The 24,210-nt window shown below is 37.2% G+C and carries 17 protein-coding genes, 1 other RNA gene and 1 pseudogene; 13 read left to right on the top strand and 6 right to left on the bottom strand.

Features of this window, described 5'->3' with window-relative positions:
• Positions 1–3: 3 nt before the first annotated feature.
• The 5 genes from der to V9G42_06395 all read left to right on the top strand — a co-directional run bounded on the left by der (position 4) and on the right by V9G42_06395 (position 6,840).
• A complete protein-coding gene (gene der / locus V9G42_06415) occupies positions 4–1,323 on the top strand; it encodes a ribosome biogenesis GTPase Der (GenBank protein MEI2759053.1) in 1,320 nt (439 codons plus the stop codon).
• 12 nt (positions 1,324–1,335) lie between these two features.
• Positions 1,336–2,100, top strand: coding sequence for a TIGR02757 family protein (locus tag V9G42_06410; protein ID MEI2759052.1), 765 nt, complete (start codon positions 1,336–1,338; stop codon positions 2,098–2,100).
• A 186-nt stretch (positions 2,101–2,286) separates the two neighbouring features.
• A complete protein-coding gene (locus tag V9G42_06405) occupies positions 2,287–4,980 on the top strand; it encodes a D-alanine--D-alanine ligase (protein MEI2759051.1) in 2,694 nt (897 codons plus the stop codon).
• A gap of 1 nt (position 4,981) precedes the next feature.
• Complete coding sequence (locus V9G42_06400; GenBank protein ID MEI2759050.1) at positions 4,982–5,746, top strand: PASTA domain-containing protein; 765 nt, start codon at positions 4,982–4,984, stop codon at positions 5,744–5,746.
• A gap of 5 nt (positions 5,747–5,751) precedes the next feature.
• The gene (locus V9G42_06395) at positions 5,752–6,840 is read left to right on the top strand and encodes an acyltransferase (protein ID MEI2759049.1); all 1,089 of its coding nucleotides are present in this window, start codon (positions 5,752–5,754) and stop codon (positions 6,838–6,840) included.
• A gap of 7 nt (positions 6,841–6,847) precedes the next feature.
• Here V9G42_06395 and V9G42_06390 read toward each other — a convergent pair whose 3' ends face one another.
• Genes V9G42_06390 through V9G42_06380 form a run of 3 tightly spaced genes read right to left on the bottom strand, consistent with a single transcriptional unit; the run spans position 6,848 to position 10,310 of the window.
• On the bottom strand, positions 6,848–8,788 hold the full coding sequence (locus V9G42_06390; GenBank protein MEI2759048.1) for a glycosyltransferase: 1,941 nt from the start codon (positions 8,786–8,788) through the stop codon (positions 6,848–6,850).
• 18 nt (positions 8,789–8,806) lie between these two features.
• Positions 8,807–9,790: a glycosyltransferase gene (locus V9G42_06385; GenBank protein ID MEI2759047.1), complete on the bottom strand. Its 984-nt coding sequence runs from the start codon at positions 9,788–9,790 to the stop codon at positions 8,807–8,809.
• Between the two features lies 1 nt (position 9,791).
• A complete protein-coding gene (locus V9G42_06380) occupies positions 9,792–10,310 on the bottom strand; it encodes a DUF4199 domain-containing protein (protein MEI2759046.1) in 519 nt (172 codons plus the stop codon).
• Between the two features lie 76 nt (positions 10,311–10,386).
• Here V9G42_06380 and ffs point away from each other — a divergent pair.
• Positions 10,387–10,485: signal recognition particle sRNA small type (gene ffs / locus V9G42_06375), an RNA gene on the top strand.
• Between the two features lie 11 nt (positions 10,486–10,496).
• On the opposite strand, the gene V9G42_06370 is transcribed toward ffs, so the two are convergent.
• From V9G42_06370 to V9G42_06360, 3 genes are all read right to left on the bottom strand, one after another.
• A complete protein-coding gene (locus tag V9G42_06370; GenBank protein ID MEI2759045.1) occupies positions 10,497–11,792 on the bottom strand; it encodes a DUF5103 domain-containing protein in 1,296 nt (431 codons plus the stop codon).
• Between the two features lie 7 nt (positions 11,793–11,799).
• On the bottom strand, positions 11,800–13,704 hold the full coding sequence (locus V9G42_06365; GenBank protein ID MEI2759044.1) for an ABC-F family ATP-binding cassette domain-containing protein: 1,905 nt from the start codon (positions 13,702–13,704) through the stop codon (positions 11,800–11,802).
• A 186-nt stretch (positions 13,705–13,890) separates the two neighbouring features.
• Positions 13,891–15,768, bottom strand: a complete 1,878-nt coding sequence (locus V9G42_06360; GenBank protein ID MEI2759043.1) for a nucleoside-diphosphate sugar epimerase/dehydratase — start codon at positions 15,766–15,768, stop codon at positions 13,891–13,893.
• Between the two features lie 284 nt (positions 15,769–16,052).
• Between V9G42_06360 and V9G42_06355 the strand changes: the two genes are divergently transcribed.
• The 7 genes and pseudogenes from V9G42_06355 (at position 16,053) to V9G42_06325 (ending at position 24,147) form a co-directional block, all read left to right on the top strand.
• Positions 16,053–16,334: a type B 50S ribosomal protein L31 gene (locus V9G42_06355; protein MEI2759042.1), complete on the top strand. Its 282-nt coding sequence runs from the start codon at positions 16,053–16,055 to the stop codon at positions 16,332–16,334.
• A 104-nt stretch (positions 16,335–16,438) separates the two neighbouring features.
• Complete coding sequence (locus V9G42_06350; GenBank protein ID MEI2759041.1) at positions 16,439–17,323, top strand: DUF3822 family protein; 885 nt, start codon at positions 16,439–16,441, stop codon at positions 17,321–17,323.
• Positions 17,314–17,853, top strand: coding sequence for an RsmD family RNA methyltransferase (locus V9G42_06345; protein MEI2759040.1), 540 nt, complete (start codon positions 17,314–17,316; stop codon positions 17,851–17,853). The genes V9G42_06350 and V9G42_06345 overlap by 10 nt, the downstream gene beginning before the upstream one ends.
• 8 nt (positions 17,854–17,861) lie before the next feature.
• Positions 17,862–18,329 (top strand): pantetheine-phosphate adenylyltransferase, encoded by a 468-nt coding sequence (gene coaD, locus V9G42_06340; GenBank protein MEI2759039.1) that lies wholly within the window; start codon positions 17,862–17,864, stop codon positions 18,327–18,329.
• Positions 18,330–18,770: 441 nt separating this feature from the next.
• Complete coding sequence (locus V9G42_06335; GenBank protein MEI2759038.1) at positions 18,771–21,602, top strand: DEAD/DEAH box helicase family protein; 2,832 nt, start codon at positions 18,771–18,773, stop codon at positions 21,600–21,602.
• Positions 21,603–21,683: 81 nt separating this feature from the next.
• A complete protein-coding gene (locus tag V9G42_06330) occupies positions 21,684–22,541 on the top strand; it encodes a Bro-N domain-containing protein (protein MEI2759037.1) in 858 nt (285 codons plus the stop codon).
• Positions 22,542–24,147, top strand: a pseudogene (locus V9G42_06325) (N-6 DNA methylase).
• Positions 24,148–24,210: the final 63 nt, after the last annotated feature.

The raw sequence follows: 24,210 nt of genomic DNA, 5'->3' as shown, positions 1-24,210 counted from the left end.
AAAATGAGCAACATAATCGCTATTGTAGGCAGACCAAATGTAGGGAAATCAACACTGTTCAACAGGTTGACAGAAAGTATGGACGCCATCGTACATGACGAATCGGGAGTAACACGAGACAGACACTATGGTACAGGAGAATGGACAGGAAAAAAGTTTTCTGTAATTGATACAGGAGGATATGTTTCCGGTTCAGAAGATATTTTTGAATCTGAAATAAGAAAGCAAGTTAAGCTGGCAATTGATGAAGCCGACATTATACTCTTTGTTACCGATGCCCGAGAAGGACTTAATGATTTTGATGAGGATATTGCACAACTGCTTCGCAACAGTAACAAGAAAACATTTTTGGTAGTCAACAAAGTTGATTCTCCAAAGCAATTGAATGATGCAGTTGAATTTTACGCACTCGGTCTTGGTGACTATTATTGTATTTCATCATCAAACGGCAGTGGCACTGGCGAACTACTTGATGCAGTTGTAAAAGTTTTTAAGCCTGATGATGAGGCTGAAGAGGATTTACCTAAAATCACTATTATCGGACAACCTAATGTAGGTAAATCGTCATTGATGAATATGCTCACTGGAGTAGAACGAAGTATTGTTACTCCAATTGCAGGAACAACAAGAAACAGTATAAATATCCGTTATTCAAATTTTGGTTTCGACTTTATTTTAGTTGACACAGCCGGATTGAGAAAGAAAGCTAAAGTGAAAGAAGATTTGGAATTTTACTCTGTAATGCGCAGTATAAGAGCTATTGAACAAAGTGACGTATGCCTTTTTATGATTGATGCAGAGAAAGGATTTACAGCACAGGATGCCAATATTTTTCACCTCATTCAAACCAATCATAAAGGGGTTGTGTTCTTGGTGAATAAATGGGATTTAATTGACAAAGAAAATAATTCAACAAAAAAGTTTACAGAAGAAATAAAAGAAGCCATTGCTCCTTTAACGGATGTTCCTATAATCTTTACATCAGTACTAAACAAGCAACGTATTTTTAAAGCACTTGAAACTGCCATTGATGTTTTCAAAAACAGAACACAGCACATTCCTACATCGCAACTAAACAAAAAAATTCTGCCTTTCATAGAAAACTATCCACCACCATCTGTCAAAGGCAAACTCATAAACATAAAATATATTACCCAGGTCCCTGGGCCGTATCCGCGTTTTGTATTTTTCAGTAGCAATCCGCAATATATTCAAACCTCTTACAGAAGATTTCTTGAAAATAAACTTCGTGAAAACTTTAATCTGAGTGGAGTTCCTGTTGCAATCTCATTTAGAAGTAAAGACAGCGGCAAGGAAGTTTGATAGCAAAATGTCATGAATGATCATGAGTTAAAACTATACTTAGACGATTTATTTCTGCGCTACAACAGAAGAGATTTTATTGATGATGACCCAATCTCTATTCCCCACATGTTTTCAGACAGTGGCGACATTGAAATCAGCGCTTTTCTGACCTCTCTCATCTCGTGGGGGCAGCGTAAAACCATATTGAAAAATGCACAATCTCTTATGAAAATGATGGAGCATACTCCAAAATCATTTATCATAAATGCATCAAATAATGATTATAACCACTTCAGAAAGTTTGTTCATCGTACTTTTAATGGAGAAGATTGCGTATATATTTTTAAAGCAATAAAAAATATATACAACGAATATGGATCGTTAGGAAACTGCTTTTCAACTTTTGTAAACAACAATCCCATACCTGTGGCTATGAGTTTATTCAGGCAGAAACTATTCTCCCAATCCTGTCAACCACGCACCACAAAACATTTAGGCGACCCATTAAAAAATTCAGGTTGTAAAAGATTCAATATGTTTCTGCGCTGGATGATAAGAAAAGACCAAGCAGGTGTTGACTTTGGAATTTGGGATATTTCATCAGCACTACTCTACTGTCCTTTAGACGTACACACAGGGCGTACAGCACGACTTCTTGGGCTTTTGAGAAGACAACAAGATGATTGGAAAGCGGTTGAAGAGTTGACTATAAGCCTCCAAGAATTTGATAAAAAAGACCCTGTAAAATATGACTTTGCACTTTTTGGTGCTGGAGTCAATGGGTTGCTAAAATAAACTGCCGTTCTCAGGCGTTTTTACCTGATAAAAACCAATCTGTAAAACAAACTTTCTCTCGGGTTTTTAACAATAAATGCCTCACCTTTAAATGTTAAAAAAATCGTGAATACTTACTCTTTAAGCAAGTAAGCTGCTGCATTATTACGTTAACTTTGTTCAATCATTTCATGACTTAAAATCAATATGAACAAACTAAAAATTGGAATCCTTTTTGGCGGCTCATCACGCGAACGCGAGGTATCCTTTGCCGGTGGCAGAACCGTATATGATAATCTCGACAAAACGCTTTTTGAACCGATTCCACTCTTTGTTGATAGTTTTGGCAACTTACTTATTCTTGATTGGCAATTTATTTACAAAGGCAGTATTCGTGATTTTTATCCGCCATCAGAATTTCTACCTGAATCCACCCGAGGCTTTCAGATATATGCAGAAAATCTTGGCTCGCTTACGCATCAGGAGCAAATCAGACTTACAATGAAATTAGGTACACGCATAGAGTTTGCGCAGTTGCCTGATGTCATAGATTTTGCATTTTTATGTCTGCATGGTTCTGATGGCGAAGACGGACGCATACAAGGAATGCTGGAATATTACCGAATTCCTTACTCCGGCTCTGGCATACTCTCTTCTGCAATAGGAATGAACAAAGTTATTCAGAAAGAACTGATGAAAAAATCAGGTTTTAATGTTCCTGAAGTTACTGTCATAAACCGATCTGAGTGGTTAGCCTCATCAAACCGAAAATCCTTTATTAAAAATTTAAAATCTGTTGGATTTCCATGTGTTGTTAAAGCTGCTAATCAGGGTTCGAGTATTGGAATATCTGTGTTGAAGAATAATGATGTTGATGCATTTATACACGCTGTAAACAAATCTTTATTTATCTGTGAAATTTCCAGAACAGAATGGAACAGCATGACTTTTGATGCAAAAACAGAATGGATTAAAAAAGTATCAGATATTAGGGAGGGCATTGGATTACCTGCAAAAATCAACAATAGAACAATATATCATCCGGAAGAATTATTAGGTGTACTGATACAACTTTTTGGTGAAATGGAAGACATTGTTTCCATTGCTGCCATGGAAGCTGAAACTGAAGTTATCATAGAATCATTCATTACAGGAAAAGAGTTTTCATGTATTGTAATCACAAATGAAAATGGAAAGCCGGTAGCTCTGCCACCAACAGAAATCCGCAAAGGCAATGAGTTGTTTGACTATCGTGCTAAATATTTACCGGGTTTATCACGAAAAATAACACCTATTCACCTGCCTGAAGTACAAATAGAAACTATAAGAAGGGAATGTGAGCGTCTGTTTACATCATTAAACTTTAGTGTTTATGCACGCATTGATGGCTTTATAACCGAGAATGGCTCAATATTTCTGAATGACCCGAATACAACATCAGGAATGATGCCAAGTAGTTTTTTCTTTCATCAAGCTGCAGAAATTGGTCTTAATCCTTCTCAGTTTATCAGTTATATTATATCCACTTCGCTTCAGGCGCGTCTTTTAGAAATGAAATCGTTTCGTACAGTACCACAACTGATTCAAAACCTGAATGGACTACTCAGCAAAAAAGCCAAGTCGCAATCAGAAAAAATAAAAGTTGGTGTAATAATGGGTGGCTATAGCAGTGAAAGACACATTAGTGTTGAAAGCGGACGTAATGTTTATGAAAAATTATCATCAACAGAACAGTACGAGCCGGTACCCTATTTTCTTGCAGGCAACGAGCAGGCTTATTCACTTTACAGGATTCCAATCAACCTGATGTTAAAAGATAATGCTGACGACATCAAAGAAAAAATTCTCAATTACAATCAACATCCTGTCATCAAAAAAATAATTGACCAATGTGGTAATGTAACACAAACATTTGCCAATACTTTTAATCTTAACCCTCCAGAAAAAACATTGTTTGAAGAACTTGCACAACAAGTAAAAATTGTTTTTATCGCCTTACATGGTCGTCCGGGCGAAGATGGTGAACTACAATTGCAACTTAACAAAGTCGGCTTACCATTCAATGGCTCAAGGGCTGAATCTTCTAAAATCACTATAGATAAATTTCAGACCAATGAGCTACTTGCACAAAATGGATTTAAAGTTGCACAGCATTACAAACTCACTGAAGAAGAGTGGCGTAATAACCCATCTGCAACAGAAGAAAAAATTCTAAAAGAATTTGGATTCCCTATCATAGCTAAACCGGTTGACGATGGCTGCAGTAGTGCGGTAAAAATTATCCGCAATGAAAATCAGCTTCACGCCTACGCTGAATTAATTTTTCGTCAAGATGATACCTTAAACCCAGCTGCCGCTGGACTATTGAAGATAAAAGACAAGGAAGAGTTTCCACGAAAAAGATATTTCCTGATTGAAAGCCTCATCAGTGGTGAAAACTGTAAACATTTTTTAGAAATTACAGGAGGCATGCTCACAACCTATGATGAAACAGGAAATATACATTATGAAATTTTTGAACCCAGTGAAACATTGCATGAAGGTGATATACTTTCTCTTGAAGAAAAATTCTTAGCCGGAGAAGGGCAGAATATCACACCTGCTCGTTACAGTAAGCATACCATGGAAAACAGATTGATATCAGATATTATCCGAAAAGAGCTTTTGCGTGCAGCACAACTGCTAAATATAGAAGGCTATGCACGTATTGATGCATTTGTCCGTATAACAAACGACAATAAAGTTGAAGTTGTTTTTATAGAAGTAAACTCATTGCCCGGTATGACACCGGCAACTTGTATTTTCCATCAGGCTGCATTAAACCAGTATAAGCCTTTTGAATTTATTGAAAAAATACTTGAATTCGGGTTTAAAAGAAATCAATTGTTGCTGACCAAATAATATGATGAAAGTACTAATTCAATTTCTTAAGTCACGCTTTTTCTGGATTAATATTTCGGTAATTTTCATAGTAATTATCATGTCAATAGGTTTGGTTTATAAATGGCTTGATAGCTATACCGATCATGGAAATTCAGTTTCAGTTCCAGACTTAAAAGGCATGAACATACAGAAGGTTAATGATTTTTTAAGGACTAAAAACCTGTCATTTAAAATTGCTGATTCATCTGTTTACCTTTTAGATCAAAAGCCAGGAACTATTGTTGAGCAAGATCCGCAACCTGATGAAAAAGTAAAACAAGGCCGTACTATCTATCTTACCATTACACGCAGTAGTGCACCAATGGTAAAAGTCCCTGCACTAAAAGACGTTTCCTTACGACAAGCTGAAGCTATTCTTGCTGCATCAGGGCTTAGAATGGGAGAGCAGATTTTCAAACCCGATCTTGCGAAAAACGCAGTGCTTTCTATGATGATAAATGGAAGAGAATTAAAAGCCGGAACAGATGTGCCTAAAGGCTCTGCCATTGATTTGATTGTTGGTGATGGATTAGGAAACACAATTGTTACAGTTCCATCTTTGATTGGCCTAACTTATGATGAAGCATTATTTGTTTTAAAAGGTTCATCATTGAACATTGGGTCCTTGTTTTTTGACGGAGTGATTAAAGATACACTCAATGCAAAAATCTACGATCAAAATCCTGCACCTGATAACAACACCATCAATCAAGGGGAAGCCATTGATTTATATTTGAGACCCTGATTTGAATGATACAGCTAAAATCACATGAGGTAATTAATGCCCCAGGTCGGAATTCAAGTGTTGATATTTTCAGGTCGTTTGCTATATTAAGTGTTGTTATTTATCATTACAACAGACAACTTCCGTATGGCTATCTTGGCGTTGACTTGTTTTTTGTAATTTCAGGATTACTAATTGGAAATATTCTTATTGGTTATTTAAAAAAAGGTGAAAAAATAAATTTTTTCAAATTTATCATTCAGCGTGGGTTTAAAATTTGGCCATCTTATTTCAGCTACCTTTTCATTGGCTCAGCTATTGCAGTCCTATTATATCATACAATGGCACCTGACATGATAATTCCGCCCGATAAATACTTGCGTTATATATTTTTCTATTCAAATTTTACAAGCAATGACGTTTGGAGTTTTGGACATTTATGGTCGCTATGTGTTGAAGAACATTTTTATATTTTATTACCAATCTTATTATTAGTAATTCAACGTTACTTCCCTGATAAAAAAGTTTTAGTGGCTGCATTACTAATGGTTATCGTTGCCGGATTTGTATTTAAAGTGCTTGCTTTAAATTTCACAAATGGCAAAGATACTTATGGTGCTACTTACAACAGAATTGATGCACTTGGATGGGGTGTTCTGCTAAGCATTATATTAAATTATTTTCCAAATCTCATTATTAAACGAACTTCACAAATTTTAATGCTTTTTGCAGGAGTATTATTATTCTGTCTGATGATTTTTATTTTCCATAATTATGAATGGGTGTTTTTTAGAAAATGCATATTCCATTCTATTGTTCCACTTTGCTTTTTTATGATGCTTGCATCAACTTATCATTGGGATTTGTCTAAGTTAAAATTTCTAAGATTTGTTGCGTACTACAGTTACAATTGGTATTTATGGCATCCATTATGGGTAACCTGGTTTAATAAAAAGATTGGTACCGGCTTTTTTGCACATATTGCCTTTCTGGTATTTACCTTTCTTATTGCATTTGTTTTTACAATTATTGTAGAAGAATTTTTCATGGGTAAAAGAAATAAATATATCAGCAAATGGTTTGGTGAAAAAAAATTTCAGGTTAAAGCAATATAATATTTTCTCACTTAAAAATATTTCTCCGAACTATATTCCAATCGTTTATCATATTGTAATCGCGGGCATATAGTACATTGAGTCTGTCACGGAAATGCTCATTATCAGAAGGCACACTTAATCCATCTGATGGCGTATAAACACCTACTTTATTTTGCGGTGCCGATAAACTCTTTGTATTTGTAGCTACCCATGTTTTCACGCCAAACAGTACAGATATGCTATTCGCAAAAATATTTTGTTCCTTTTTGAAAAACAGTCCAAGTAAAGGATAGCAGAATATTATTCCAAAAGCACTGAAAATATCAAAGAATCGTTTTTTCCTTCTATTGGAAGGGTTGTTTAATGTATTCACATCAACCAGATAGAGATCACCATTGTCATTTATGGAGTTACTGCCAATAATAAACAGGCTTTCAGGTGGTGCAATTTTATACTCAACTTGTCTGTTGCGCAATGCACCCATATTCTCAATAATCTGTTGTGCGCTCAATGAGTGTGAACTGAAAACTACTTCATCAACCTGATAAATTGTTATTATTTCATTTAACTGTGTCAACGTTCCAAGTCTGTAATTTTTCAACTCTCCTTCCTGACTTACTCCTGAATCAACATATCCTACAAAAGTTGTATTTGAACCTGACAATTGTAGCAGCGATAAAATTCTTTTTGCATCCATGGCATCTGCTACAACAATCAATTTCTTTTTAACATCTGCAGCCAATGCAAATCCTTTGAAGCCGGCTGCATTTAACCCATATCGTATTAACGCAGTTATCAAACAAGCCCAGGCAGTATTCATCAAAATTAAAGCTCTTGAAAAACGATAGGTTTCGTTCAACAATGCATACACTACTAAAATAAAAATTGTTCCTGACAAAATTCCTCTTACAACTCTGGAAATACGTAATGGTTTATCATAACCTCCATTAAGATAAGCAGAAAAAATCCAGACTAAAACATATCCCGGCACAACCAAAAGCATGTAATGTTCAGGATAATGCAGTTGCTTGACATAAAGCTCCCAATATGTTTTAATAATGGAATAACCGCCATAAATAAATACTGCATCAATAATCGGCAGCAAAAAAATACTGAAAAGACGATTCAATAATGCTATACCTGCCCTGAGGTATATGGCAATATTTATCAGAAATGAAAAAAATGCAGCATTGCTCTGCGAAAAATGCTTTTGAGCAAAAATACTCATGGCTTTATAAAATACTACCACATAATTTACACTGCTCTTCTTGGTACTCTCGCCTTTATAGTGAATAATTTTTGTTTCCGGAAAATAATAATTCTTATAGCCTGCCTTTGTTATTCTATATGACAAGTCAATATCTTCACCATACATGAAAAATGTTTCGTCAAGCAATCCGATTTTATCCAATACGGATTTTCTTAACAACATAAATGCGCCACTGAGCACGTCAACTTCATGCGTTTTGTTTTTATCGAGAAAACCTAAATGATACTGACCAAACAATCGTGACTTAGGAAATACTGTTGACAGACCGAATATTTTATAGAATGCCACAGCGGGTGTTGGTAGTCCTCTTTTGGATTCAGGCAAAAATTTTCCGTTGCCGTCAATCATATGCACACCAAGCCCACCAGCCTGTGGATGACTGTCCATAAAGTTAACAACCTTTATGAAGGTATCCTCCTCAACTACAGTATCAGGATTAAGCAGCAAAACAAATTCACCTTTACTTTGTAAAATAGCTTGATTGTTTGCTTTTGAAAAACCGGTGTTTACTTTGTTCTCAATTAAGGTGACAAATGGAAATTTTTCACGAACCATCTGACATGATCCGTCAACAGAATTATTATCAACCACAAAAACCTCTGCATCAATATTATTAATAGCCTTACCAACTGAAATGAGGCATTGCTCAAGAAAGTACTTTACATTGTAGTTGACGATGACAACGGATAGCTTCAATACAACAGAATTTTCGGTTTACAATTTTGTATTAGATGTTTCCTTCTCGACAATATAGCGGTTGCGGTCTTTATCATTGCGCGCAATCATTTCTGCCAGAAATCCTGCCAGAAAAAGTTGTGTCCCCAAAATCATACTTGTCAATAATAAATAAAATGATGGGCGTTGTGTTAATCGTGTTGCATGGATATCGTTATAAACACAATAAAGTTTTGAAACCCCAAGATAACATGCACCTATAAATCCCATAATAAACATAAGCGAACCTAAGGTTCCGAATAAATGCATGGGGCGTTTGCCGAAACGAGATACAAATGTGATAGAAAGCAAATCGAGAAAACCGTTAACGAATCTTTCTAATCCAAATTTTGTATTACCAAATTTTCTGGCTCTGTGTTCAACAACTTTTTCGCCAATTTTTGTAAAGCCTACCCATTTTGCAATTACAGGAATATAACGATGCATTTCACCATATATTTCAATATTTTTAATCACATTATGATGATATGCTTTTAATCCGCAATTAAAATCATGAAGGTTGTCTATCCCGGAAACCATTCGGGTAATGCCATTAAAAAACTTGCTGGGAATTGTTTTTGAAATCGGGTCGTGCCGTTTTTTCTTCCATCCACTCACAAGGTCGAAGCCTTGTTGTGTAATCATCTGATATAATTCAGGAATTTCATCGGGGCTATCCTGTAAATCGGCATCCATAGTAATCACAACATGACTTTGTGCCATTTCGAAACCTTTATGTAATGCTGCAGACTTGCCGTAGTTTCTCTTAAATTTTATGCCTTTAACTTCTGGAATCTTTTGGCTCAGACTTTCTATTACCTGCCATGATTTGTCAGTGCTGCCATCATCAACCATAATCACTTCATAGCTAAACTTGTGCTGCTTCATAACACGGTCTATCCATTCTGCCAATTCGGTCAGCGATTCCTCCTCATTAAATAACGGAATAACAACTGAAATATCTGTTCTGTATGATGACTGCATTTTATTCGGGAATTTGAGGCTTGTTACGTTTATACACTGCAGCAATTATAAGTGATAGAATGATTCCGCTGAGTAGTTTATTATAAAAGTCATTCATGGCAATTGACTGCAGGTTAATATTATTGTAGGCATCAACAGCCTGATCATACATCTTATCGCTGAGTATAGATTTAAACTGCCCTTCCATAAGTTCAAGTTGTGCAAGAGAATCTGTTCTAAAACGTTCTACCAATGTACTGTCGAACAAGGTGCAGAAAATATAAATCAATAATGCTGAAAGAATACCACCAAAAAGGGCTGTAAGTAATCCGGTACGGAAACCTTCCCCATAAGAAATAAAGCCCTCACCCTCATGGGTCCGGTAACTTTTTACTGCAATTGCAATGACCACGGCAGGTATCCATGCGCCCAGCCAAGATTCATTTCCAAGAGGATTATTTCCTGTAAGATAAATAATAAGAAACATGGCAAAACTTGATGCGCCTAATATTCCTCCATAATGTAATCCGTATCGAAACATAATTTATGATTGCAAAGGTATAAAACCTGTCGTGTTTATTTGGTTATTGAAAGCTCTGATTTACTATCTTTGCACCGGGTAAGTCTTATACGACCAGCTCCCTCGAACCTCCCCAGGGCAGGAATGCAGCAAGGATAAGAGGTTGTAGCGGTGCGATATAAGTAGCTTACCCATTTTTATTTTAATCTATCGGTTGGAAGCAAATTTTCTACAGGCAACCAATTTATCATAACGTTCGGTTTGCGGACGATGATAAACCAAAATCCAATAGTTGTTTTCTGTTTCGTAATGATTGCCTTCAAGCCAGCTTTCGTCACCAAAAGAAGTTCCGTCTTTTAAAAACACGTACATATAATTGTAATAACCTTGTTTTAAAAACAAAGTTGTTGTGTAGGCTTTAAGGTCTTCATCGTAACGAAGCATATTCTGATTAGAAAAACCCCAGTCGGTGAGTGCACCGAAAATGTAAATATTACCATCCTTAACTTCGTCTTTATAATCGAGACGAAATCGAACTGTTGCATAATCGGCATCACGCTCTGGATGGCTGCCACTATAGTTTTTTATCTCATACTTACCGTCAATATCATAGTCAGTAGTATAGCGGCTGAAATAACGAACCTTGTCGGGGAAAAGCAAAACATTGGTACCGGTGTCAAAATGATCTATTCGCTCCACACTTTCTGTTTCATACTTTAATGAACGGATGTCAAATCGCCTGAATTCATTGCTGCCGTTAAATGTATTTTCCTCATCATAATTATATTCGAGTAAATTGTCTTTAATAAAAATAGGTTTCAGATTCTCAACAGCATTGTCCCATCTGAAATTCTGAAGTATTTTAACTTTCAAATCACCAAAAGGATTGGCAACGGTATATCTTGATGTTATTAATGAGAAATCAACTTCTTGCTTTTGCTGCCGGTACTCAGCCAATGTTGCTGCATGAACAGTGGCGTTAACATCAATCAGGTTTTCAAATACTAAAAACCTTCTTGTAAATGCTACACTGTCCGGATCGTTATTCAGATAAACTTTCAGTAAATAATTTCCTGATATTAATGGTTTAATCTGTTCATTTGGAAATTTCAGCGTATAATGTGTATAAGGCTGCAAGGTGTTGAATGAAAAAGCATAATCGGCAATACGATCTTCGTAAAAGCTAAACAAATAAGTTGATCGTGTAATGTCTGAAGGTTTCCATTGCGCATCACAGTGAATAATGGTGTACCAGTAATCTTTATAATCGCCCTCAAGATCGTCAAACTGAAGAAGCAGTTGTGCACCACTGTTGAGTTCGATGACAGGTTCACTCATCGGAAATTGTGCATTTTCCAGTTGAATGGTTTTAATATTACTTCTATAGGTAAAGTTATCATACCTGAAATAATTATCTTTAAAATACTCTTGTTTTTCCTGGCCAAACACATTGGTGAATGACCACAAAAAGCAAAGTGTCAGAAAATAAATAATTTGTCTCATAAGCGCATTATTCACTCATTTCCATCCACTGCATGTAACTGTCTTCCCACATTGCATGCAGCTTGTTAAACTGCTTTTCAGATTCATCAAATTCCTTCTGCAATTGTTTAATTTTTGCTGAATCGTTATAATTACTTTCATTGCCTAACTGCTCCATCAAATCATTTCGTTGCTTTTTTGCAACAGCCAACTCGGCTTCCAATTTTTTAACTTCCTTCTCTAAATTTAACAACTGCTTTTTTTGTTCCGGTTCTGCCTGCACCTTTGGTGTAACAGGTTTTGCTGTAACTTGTTTTTCTTCTGTGCGTTTTTCAGATTTTTTTCGTTCTGCCCAATGCTCATACTCCTCGTAAGTGCCCGGGTATTCTTTAAGTTGATTGTTTTCAATAAACCAAATCTTATTGGCAATTTGCTCAACAAAAAAGCGGTCGTGAGAAACGACTACAAAAGAGCCTTCATAATCCAACAATACATCAGTAAGAATTTCTACACTCTGCATATCCAGGTGGTTGGTAGGCTCGTCAAGTAACAGAAAATTTGCTTTACTGAGAATTAACTTTGCTAATGCAACACGTGCCTTTTCTCCTCCTGAAAGTACTCGTATTTTCTTAAATACATCGTCACGGTTAAACAGAAATGCACCAAGAATGCTTCTGATGCGCTGATCGGTTTCTAAAGGCGCAAAAATCTGTAGTTCACGCATCAGATCATTCTCTACATTCAAACTTTCCAGCTGATGCTGTGCATAGAATGAGGTCTTTACATTGTACCCTTCCTTTATTTCGCCATCTGCCTTTTCGGTACCGGCAATCATACGCAACAATGTTGACTTACCTTTTCCGTTTGCGCCAATGAGTGCTATTTTATCACCTCTTTCAATAGTAAAATGACTGTTTTTAAAAATCTCCAGCTCACCATAATTTTTATTCAGATGATGTCCTTCAAAAACTACCTTGCCGGGTTGTGTCTCTATTTGTAAACTCAAACGCATGGTTGATGCCGGACCGGAAACTGCTTCAACTTTCTCCATACGGTCAAGCATTTTCATTCTCGACTGGGCCATCTTTGCCTTGCTGGCCTTTGCTTTAAAGCGGTCAATTAATTTCTGTTGCTCTTTAATATATTTTTCCTGATTCTCGAACTTACGCTGCTGCAATTCATCACGTAGTGTTTTTTGTTCGAGATAGTTTGTAAAGTTACCCGGATATAGATTTATCTTCTCATTGGCAACTTCTGCAATCATATTAATAGTGCGGTCAAGAAAATACCTGTCGTGCGAAACAAGAATAAACGTACCATCATAATCCTGCAGGTACTTCTCCAACCATTGTATCGATGGTAAATCAAGGTGATTGGTTGGCTCATCAAGCATCAACAGGCTTGGCTTCTTCAATAACATACGGGCAAGCATTACACGCATACGCCAACCTCCGGAAAACTCTTTCAGTGGGCGTTGTAAATCTGTAGTACTAAATCCCAAACCCTCTAAAATAGATTCTGCGCGGTGCGTGATGTTGTAACCATCGAGTGATTCAAATTCGCTTTGCAGAAAAAATAATTCATTCAGCAACTCCTCGCCATGTTCTGTTTCAAGCTGTTTTAAAATTTTTTCAATCTTTTGATGCAGAATATTCTCTCTTTCAAAAACTTCAAGTGCAACATCAAGAATACTTTTGTCTGATTCGTATGAAAGTAAATCCTGATTAAGAAAACCTACCGTAAGATCTTTTCTTCCTGTAATCTCCCCTCCTGTTAAAGTGTACTCACCATTAATGATACGTAGTAAAGTGGATTTACCTGTACCATTTGCCCCAATGAGGCCGATTTTTTGATTGGGTTTAATGTGCCAAAAAGCATCATGGTAGAGATATCGTCCTCCAAAGTCAAAACTTATATTATTTAAAACTAACATGCTGCAAAAATATTAAACCGTTTTACTATTCTATCTAAATATCTATTCATTATTACTCTTAAATGCAAAACATTCAATACTAAATGTTTTATTTAATGCTACTTGCAAAAATTCTGATACTTTAATTTCCGGAAATTTTAAACTCAGATAATTATGCTTCTGCAAAAAAGCACCTCAGCAACTGGTTCAGATTTCTCTGCGATCGAGCTTTTCGAACTCGCTGTTATTACTGATATATTCAGGCACAATTTCTTTCATCTTTGAAACCAGCGCAATATTATTTTGGGTCTTAAACAGGTTTGTCAGGTTTTCAATATCATTTGCAATTTGATCGAATTTATATTTTCGAACTTTGGCAATTAAAATTTTAGGATGATGTGTGGCAATGGTGTTTTCCTGTTTATTCAACAATTCTTCAAACAACTTTTCTCCCGGTCTTAAACCTGTATATTGAATTTTAATATCTTTCTCAGGTTCTAACCCACTCAGACGAATCATTTTCTTGGCCAGCTCAGCAATTTTTACGGGCTTACCCATATCGAAAATAAAAATTTCGCCACCATGTCCCATTTTGCATGCTTCTAGCACCAGCTGACAAGCCTCAGGAATGGTCATAAAAAAACGGGTAATATTTTCATCGGTAACAGTTACAGGCATGCCGTTTTCTATCTGCTTTTTAAAACGTGGAATCACAGATCCTGCCGAGCCAAGTACATTGCCAAAACGGGTAGTGATAAATTGTGTTTCGGAAATTTCGTTGAGTGACTGAATATAAATTTCAGCGACACGTTTTGATGCACCCATGACATTGGTTGGGTTTACGGCCTTATCAGTAGAAATCATGACAAACTTTTGTACACCAAATTCAACCGACAAATCGGCAAGAATTTTTGTGCCTTTTACATTTGTCAGAATTGCTTCTGAAGGATTCACTTCCATGACAGGCACATGCTTATAGGCTGCGGCATGAAAAACTATTTCAGGCTTGAAATAATCAAACACCCTACGCATACGGTCAGTGTTGCGGATATCAGCAATTACACTTTCGCAATTGCCGGCATGTTTAATTTCTTGTATGGAAAGTTCAAGTTCATAGAGTGGTGATTCTGCAATGTCAAGAAGCACAACCTTTGCAGGGTTATATAAAATTACCTGTCGTGCAATTTCAGAACCAATGGATCCTGCAGCTCCGGTGATGAGAATAGTTTTTCCTTTTAGCTGATTACGTATTTCTTTTACATCAAGATTGATAGGATCGCGCTCAAGCAAATCTTCAATGTTTACTTCTTTGATTTGAGAAAAACTCAGTTTGCCGTTTATCCAGTTTCCTGCACGTGGAGCACGCTGCACTTTAGTATCGTATTTTACACAAATTTCAATTAATTCATTGATGCGTTTGGTGTCAACATCCTTATCGGCAATTATCAGACTCGATATTTTATTGGCACGCAGCAAGTCTTCTAAATCTGTCTTTGTATAAAAAACAGGTATGCCTTCAAGTTTTCTTTTACGAAGTTTTGGTTTGTCATCAATAAATCCGAGAACCTTAAAATTTATTCCTGCATCTTGCTCTAATGCATGTTTTACAACCATACCTTCTTCACCGGCACCCATAATAAGCACATCGGTTTTATTACCCTTCTTTCTTGTCCACTCCACATGTGCACTTTTTACAATCACCCGCATGGATGCCAATGCAAGCATGCTCAGGAAAAAGTCAATCATTAAAATAGAATAAGGCGTAAAATAACGTCCGTAAATTCTGAATGAAATAAGATTAAAGATACTTAGCAGAACAGTGCCTGTAAGCAAGGTTAAAAATATGCGTTGCGAATCTTTATAGCTTGTATAACGGATGATTCCTGTATGTGTTCTCGATATTAAGAAGCTTACCAATCTGACACTTAAAACTGTTGCAAATGCTGTGGGCAAAAGCTGAATTTCTACATCAGGGATTGTAAAATTAAAACGCAAATCATAAGCCAGATAGAATGACATGGTGCATAATATCAAATCTATGACTAAGACTACCCAACGTGGTGCTGTCCGCTCAAATAGAAACATTCCTCAGGCTTTACAAAATTTAAAATTGAACGCAAAAGTAGTACTTTTATTAGCGTTTTAACATAGTAAATGCTTTGAATATCAATAATTCATAAATTTTAACAAGTTTAAACTTTGGAAGCCTTTGTTATCCATAATTTTCAAAACTGTCCCATTTACCTCGTACCCCGACTAATTCACTGATAATTAAAGCAGTATATTAAAATAATTTTTACATCCGATTTGCAATTGGATAAGAAAAAGTGCTATATTTGCAGCCCGTTTGATAAAAACTTTATTATAAAATGAAAAGCGAAATACATCCAAAGAACTACCGTATGGTAGTATTTAAAGATATCAGTTGCGATTATGCGTTTATTACGCGTTCATGTGTTGATACAAAAGACACCATTAAGTGGGAAGATGGAAACGAATACCCATTGGTGAAACTTGAGATTTCAAACATGTCACACCCTTACTATACAGGTAAGATGAAACTGATTGACACTGCAGGACGTGTGGATAAATTCCGTAACCGTTATGCTAAATCAACTGCAAAAAAAGCAGCTAAAACAGCTGAGAAATAATTTTAAACATTTTCAAAAAAAAGATCCTCTGCAAGCTTGCAGGGGTTTTTTTTTGACCTAAATGCGGAAATCTGTGGCATTTCATAAATACTTAATTTTGTAAAGTGATTACCGATAAAAAATCAGATGCTTGGATAAGTATAGTTGACGAATCCATCAATGCCGATGTTTCGCGCATTATGAATCTTTTTATCCAATGCAGCAACAACTTTTTTTCTGCAGCATTGATAGATACAGACCGCAACAAGTTTGTTGCGCTGCTTGACTATCGTTTTCCATATCCACTTAGTAATGACGACCTGACAGAAAAAATTCTTCAGATTTTTGAACAGAACAAGCCACTTCTGGATAATCATTACGATAGTGTTGTGCTGTCATTTTGTGGATTTAACAACACACTTATTCCTGATGTGTTTTTTGATGCAGACCGTTTAGGTGAGTTATATTATGCCAACCATCAGCGCGAATCTACAGAGCAAACAAATAAATTACTGTTCGATAACCTCAGGCGTATTTCGGCAAGAAACATTTATTCTGTTCCTAAATCGCTGTTTGACTTTTTTAATTCATGGTATTCAAACCTCAGCATTTTTCATGGTGCCACTCCACTGATTGAAGGTGTGCTTACTCTCCATAAAAACACCTCTGAAAAAACGGTAACCGTAAATATTCAAAACACCTATTTTGAGATGGTTGTCAACCAGGGTGGAAATTTACTCTACTACAACAAGTTTAACTTTCAATCAACAGAAGACTTTGTTTACTATATAGTTTTCGTTTACGAACAACTTGAAATGAATCCGGAATCACAGGTGTTGAATATTGCAGGAACAACAGAAAAAAATTCTGCATTGATAGTATTGGCATCAAAATATATTCGCTACCTGCAGTTTGTGCAAAAACCTTCATTTTCTTTTTACAGCTATGGTTTTGATGAAGTAGCAGCACATTATCATTTCAGCCTTTATAATCAATTTTTGTGCGTATAATCAGCGGACGGCTGCGGGGAAAAAAAATTATTGCACCGCAAACACTGCCTGTACGCCCAACCACAGACTTTGCCAAGACAGGCCTATTCAACATTTTATCCAATAGAATTAGCTGGCCAAACACTACTGCACTCGATTTATTTGCAGGTACAGGCAACATCTCCTACGAAATGATTTCGCGCGGTGTTGCCAACATCACTGCTGTAGATTTGGATAAAAGATGTGTGGCTTTTATACAAAAAACTTTTGATGACATTCATGCCATCAACACCAGTGTGATACATTCTGATGCTCTTGAATTTTTAGACCAATGTACATCAACTTTTGACTTGATATTTGCCGACCCTCCTTTTGCAGAAAGCCCTGTTAATGATTTGGTCTCTCTTGTTTTTAATAAAAAGTTGCTCCGTAAAAATGGATTACTCGTGATTGAACACAGCAGCGACATGTCGTTTACCATACCAGAATACATACCTGAAAAACGAACCTATGGTGCTGTTTCTTTCAGTATATTCGTAGCTGAAAAATAATAACACCGATGAAAATTGCAGTATTTCCCGGATCGTTCGACCCTATTCACAACGGGCATTTGGAGATTGTGCAACGCATGTTGCCATTGTTCGATAAAATAATTGTTGCCATTGGCATCAATCCTGATAAAAAGTATCTATTCAGTCTGGAACAGCGTTTGAATTGGCTGGAACAGGTATTTAAAGGCGAACAAAAAGTCAGCATTAAAAGTTATCATGGACTGACGGCAGAATTCTGCAAACAACAACAGGCCGAATACATGATTCGCGGATTGCGCAACAGCAATGATTTTGAATTTGAAAAAGCCATAGCACAGATGAACCAAAAACTTGGCGGCATAGAAACGGTGTTTGTTATAGCTAGTCCAGAAAATGCACCACTTTCGTCAACCATATTACGCGACATCATTATTAATGGTGGCAGTGTTGCTGACTTAGTGCCTGTGAAAATTGAGACCAAGACAAATAATAAATAAGTTTACATAAAATTAAAACTATAAACTAACGGTTTACTTGCAGTAAATCTTACCATAGAAAATTGTTAAATCAGGATTAGATTTGAGCATATTTTCTGAGTGTTTTTGTAAAGAAAGAAAAGCCATTCTGATTAACTAAAACATGTCCGGTAAATTTGAACAATTGCTTGATACCGCTATTTTTGTGAAATGTTCGGCATGCTTTAAATGAAAACATGCTGATGTTTAGATGTTACCTGCAAGTGAATGACGACACAGCAAACTTTGAACATTAACAAGGAAAAACCATATTGACACAGACCATATTTCAAGTGGACTATGAGTGAACGACCCTTCGCAAAACCAAAAGAGCCATTTTTTGCCAACGCACCGACAGAACATTCGGACAACAAAACAGATTTTTTGCGTATTTTGACCAACTATAAATTATAGAATATAAAAGTGAAAAACGAGAAACTGACAAGGAAAGAAATCATTGACAATCGCTTAAAACAAGCGGGCTGGAATGTGACTGACCGAACTCAGGTAATTGAGGAATTTGATATTCACTTGACCGTTGTTGAAGAACCAACAACACCTTATGCTGGTCACCAATACAGCGACTACGTTCTATTAGGCAAGGACGGTAAACCGCTTGCAGTTGTAGAAGCCAAAAAGACTTCGGTGGACGCTGCACTTGGACGGGAACAAGCCAAACAATATTGCTACAACATCAAACAAACACAAGGCGTTGACTTACCATTCTGCTTTTATACTAACGGACACGACATTTACTTTTGGGATTTAGACAATTATCCACCAAAGAAAGTATATGGCTTTCCAACACGGGACGACCTTGAACGATACGCATACATTCGCAAAGCAAGAAAGCAATTAGCAGGAGAACTCATCAATATCAAAATTGCAGGACGGAATTATCAAATTGCCTCCATCCGTGCCGTAATGGAAGCCGTTGAAAAACGGAAACGCAAATTTTTGTTGGTAATGGCGACAGGCACAGGCAAGACAAGAACTTGTATTGCCTTAGTGGACGCATTGATGAGAGCAGGTTGGGCAGAGAGAGTTTTGTTTTTGGTTGACAGAATCGCATTGCGTGACCAAACTTTAGAAGCCTTCAAAGAACATTTGCCCAACGAACCACGCTGGCCAAAACAAGGCGAAAAGGAAATTGCCACCGACAGACGAATTTATGTTTCTACCTATCCGACCATGTTGAACATCATTCGTAATGAGGAGAAAAGTTTGAGTCCGCATTTCTTTGATTTGATTGTGGTGGACGAAAGCCACCGAAGTATTTACAACACTTATCAGGAAATTCTTGATTACTTCAATACGATTACGCTTGGCTTAACAGCCACACCAACGGATGTAATTGACCACAACACTTTTCAGTTGTTTGAATGTGAAGATGGCGTTCCGACTTTTGCTTATTCCTACGAGGAAGCCGTCAATCACATTCCACCATTCCTGAGCAATTTTCAGGTAATGAAAATCAAAACAAAATTTCAGGATGAAGGAATAAACAAGCGAACAATTTCTCTGGAAGACCAGCAGAAATTGATGTTGGAAGGAAAGGAAATTGAAGAAATCAATTACGAAGGAACAGAGATTGAAAAGAAAGTAATCAACCGTGGTACAAATGCTTTGATTGTCCGTGAATTCATGGAAGAAAGCATCAAAGATGCCAACGGAGTTTTGCCGGGAAAAACGATTTTCTTTTGCATCAGCAAAGCCCATGCAAGACGAGTAGAAGAAATTTTTGATTCGCTTTACCCAGAGTACAAAGGAGAGTTAGCCAAAGTATTGGTAAGCGAAGACCCACGAGTTTATGGCAAAGGTGGTTTGCTCGACCAGTTTATTAGTAACGACATGCCACGCATTGCCATAAGTGTGGATATGCTCGACACAGGCATTGATGTTCGGGAATTGGTGAATCTGGTTTTTGCAAAACCTGTTTACAGCTACACCAAATTTTGGCAAATGATAGGCAGAGGAACTCGTTTACTCGAACCTGAAAAAATAAAACCTTGGTGCACACAAAAAGACAATTTCCTGATTCTCGATTGTTGGGACAACTTTGAATATTTCAAACTCAACCCGAGAGGCAAAGAACTGAAAGGACAAATTCCTTTGCCTGTTCGCTTGTTTGGGGTGCGATTGGAAAAGATTGAGGAAGCCCAAACACAAAGCAACTCTGAAATTGTAAATAAAGAAGTTCAAAAAATCAGAAAGCAGGTTGAATCGCTTCCGAAAAATTCGGTAGTGATTATGGAAGCCAAACATGAACTGCAACGCTTAGAAGATGAAAACTTTTGGAGTAACCTGACTGCCGACAAAATGGAATTTTTGGAAGCCGTTGTAAAACCATTGTTTCGAACCGTTTCAGATGTGGATTTCAAAGCCATGCGGTTTGAAAAAGATATTGTGGAGGTTTCTTTAGCATACTTAAAAAATGATGATTCTCCGTATGTAAAGCCATTTTCAATTGATGACGTGATTCTTTCAAAATATGAAACTTTAAAAGCAAGTGTTATTGAAACCATTGGAGAATTGCCCTTGAGCATCAATATTGTAGCAAGAGAGCAGGAATTAATTCGTCAGGCTCAAACAAATCATTATTGGTCAACCATCAATGAAGATAAGTTTGAAGAACTGATTCAGAAACTTTCGCCTTTGATGAAATTTCGTGAAGCGGTAATTCCGTTGGCTCCTGCAAAATTCAACCTGAAAGACATTGTTGCCGAAATGGAATTTATAGAGTTTGGCCCGCAACACGAAGCATTGAGTGTGGCCAAATACCGTGAACTGGTTGAAAAGAAAATCAATGAATTGGTTTCAAGCAGTCCGATTTTACAAAAACTAAAACAGGGTCAGGAAATCTCCACAGATGAAGCGGAACAATTAGCGGAAGAACTTCACAACGAGCATCCGCATATTACCATTGATTTGCTCCGCAAGGTTTACAACCACCGCAAGGCGGCATTGGTGCAATTCATCAAACATATTTTGGGCATTGAACAATTAGAAACCTTTGCCGAAACCGTTACCAAAGCATTTGATGATTTTGTTTCCAAACACAGTTACCTCACCAGCCGACAATTTCAATTTCTTGATTTGCTCAAGAATTTTGTATTGGAAAAAGGTGATGTAAGCAAACGCAACCTGATAGAATCTCCTTTTACCATGCTTCATCCTGATGGTATTCGGGGTGTGTTTAGTAATAAAGAGATTGACGAAATAATTGAACTGACTAATAAAGTGTTGGCCGCATGAGTTGTCCTATAAAAGCGGACAACTGAAAATATAATTGAAACCGTGATCGATTGTCACGGCTTGAAAATGAAATAGAAAAACATGGAGAAACAGAACGAAATAAGAGTATTTGAGGAAAAGAAAGTTAGAACCCTTTGGGACGGAGAACATGAAAAATGGTATTTCTCTATTGCTGATGTAATTGCTGTTTTAACAGACAGCCCCAATCCCAGAAAGTACTGGAGCGTGTTAAAAACAAGGTTAAAAGCGGAAGGAAGTCAGTTGACTACAAATTGTAGTCAACTGAAAATGCAATCGGCTGATGGCAAATTCTACCTTACCGATGTAGCTGATACCGAACAGCTTTTTCGTCTAATTCAATCTATTCCCTCACCCAAGGCAGAACCTTTTAAACTCTGGTTGGCACAGGTAGCATCGGAACGATTGGATGAAATGCAAGACCCTGAACTGAGTATTGACCGGGCATTGGAACAATACATGAATCTCGGCTACTCCGAAAATTGGATTAATCAGAGACTGAAAAGTATTGAAATCAGAAAAGAGCTGACAGACGAATGGAAAAAGAGAGGCTTGAAAGAAGGCGTTCAGTTTGCTACGCTTACCGATATTATTACCAAAGCATGGAGTGATAAAACCACCAAAGAATATAAAATCCTGAAAGGACTGAAAAAGGAAAACCTAAGGGATAACATGACCAATACAGAACTCATCCTTAATATGCTTGCCGAAGCATCTACCAAAGATATCTCTGCCGCAACTAATCCGAAAGATTTTGAAGAAAGCAAAAAAGTGGCAAAGCAAGGTGGTAATGTAGCAAAGGTTGCTCGCAAGGAACTGGAAGCTAAAACAGGTAAAAATGTAGTAACTTCTCTAAATGCCAAAACAGCTTTGCAATTGAATGAGGATGACAAGAAAAAACTGAAAAACAAAAAGAAGTAAATGTTACAAAACAACGCACAATTAAAATCGCTTATAGCCAGCCTCTGGCAAAACTTTTGGGAAGGTGGTATTGCCAACCCTTTAACCGCCATTGAGCAGATTACCTACCTCATTTTTATGAAACGGTTGGACGATTTGGAAGCCAAACGGGAACGGGATGCCGAATGGACAGGCGAAAAATACGTTTCCCGCTTTGCAGGAAAATTTCAAATACCGGGCAGCAATGAAAGCATTGACAAAAGCGAATTGCGTTGGAGTGTGTTTAAACACAAGCCTGCAGACGAAATGCTGATGCATGTGCAAATGAAAGTGTTTCCATTCGTTAAAGAATTCAGTAAATCCTCTAATCCTGCAAATTCTGGGGGATTCAGACAATTTTACCCGCCACATGGCAAACGCTGTGTTTATTATGCCCAAAGCCAGTTTGCTGGTTTCGGCCATCAACATTGTAGAAGATATTTTTAAAGAAATAGAAAAAGATGCCACCGAAGGCGGACAATCTTTTCAGGATATACAAGGTGATGTGTATGAAATGCTATTGAGCGAAATTGCCACGGCAGGTAAAAACGGACAGTTTCGTACTCCCCGTCACATTATTAAACTGATGGCTGAATTGGTTGCTCCGCAATTGGGACAACGGATTGCCGACCCTGCTTGTGGAACAGGAGGTTTTTTGTTGGGTGCTTATCAATACATTCTTACCGATTTGGTGAGAAAGAAAGACCCTGACAAGTTGCAAAAAGATGAAGATGGTTTTGAACGTGCTGCCATTAGTGCCGTGCTTACCCAAAAAGTAAAAAGCATTTTAGATAACAGCTTTGTGGGTTACGACATTGACACTACTATGGTGCGATTGGGTTTGATGAACCTGATGATGCACGGTATTGACGAACCCAAAATTGACTACAAAGACACGCTGAGTAAAAGTTACAATGAAGACAGCCAGTTTGATGTGATAATGGCGAACCCGCCCTTTACAGGAAATATTGACAAAGGCGATATTAACGAAGGGCTGAAACTGCCCACCACCAAAACCGAACTGCTTTTTGTAGAACGCATTTTTAATATGCTGAAAATGGGCGGAACGGCTGCCGTGATTGTGCCCAGCGGTGTGATACAAAACAGTGGCAAAGCTTTTGAAGCCCTGCGGAAAATGATTATTGAAAAAGCAGAACTGAAAGCCGTGATTGCCGTGCCCAGCGGAGCATTTAAACCTTATGCCGGAGTGAGTACTGCCATTTTAATTTTTACCAAAGGTGGCGAAACCAATAATGTTTGGTTTTACGATATGCAGGCAGACGGCTATACCTTAGACGATAAGCGAAATAAAATTGCCGAAAGCGATTTGCCCGACATTGTGCAACGCTACAAAGCAAGAGATGCCAAAAAAGACAGCGACAGAAAGTTGAAATACTTTATGGTGCCGAAAAAGGAAATTGTAGAAAACAACTACGACCTGAACCTGAGCACCTATAAAGAAGAAGTATATGAAGAAGTAAGCTATGAAAAACCGAATGTGATTTTCGGGAAATTGGAAAGCATTGAAGCGGATATTCAAAATGGATTAAAGGAATTAAAAAGGTTAACCGCAAAGTACACAGAGTAAACCGCAAAGAACACAAAGGGCCTTTGGAAACTTTGCGCAATTTTTAGCGACCTCTGCGGTGGG

The organism is Bacteroidia bacterium (genome assembly GCA_037045145.1).
GTDB lineage: Bacteria > Bacteroidota > Bacteroidia > AKYH767-A > OLB10 > OLB10.
The sequence above is the reverse complement of the archived record's forward strand: the minus strand, read 5'-3'. Positions and strand labels throughout refer to the sequence as shown.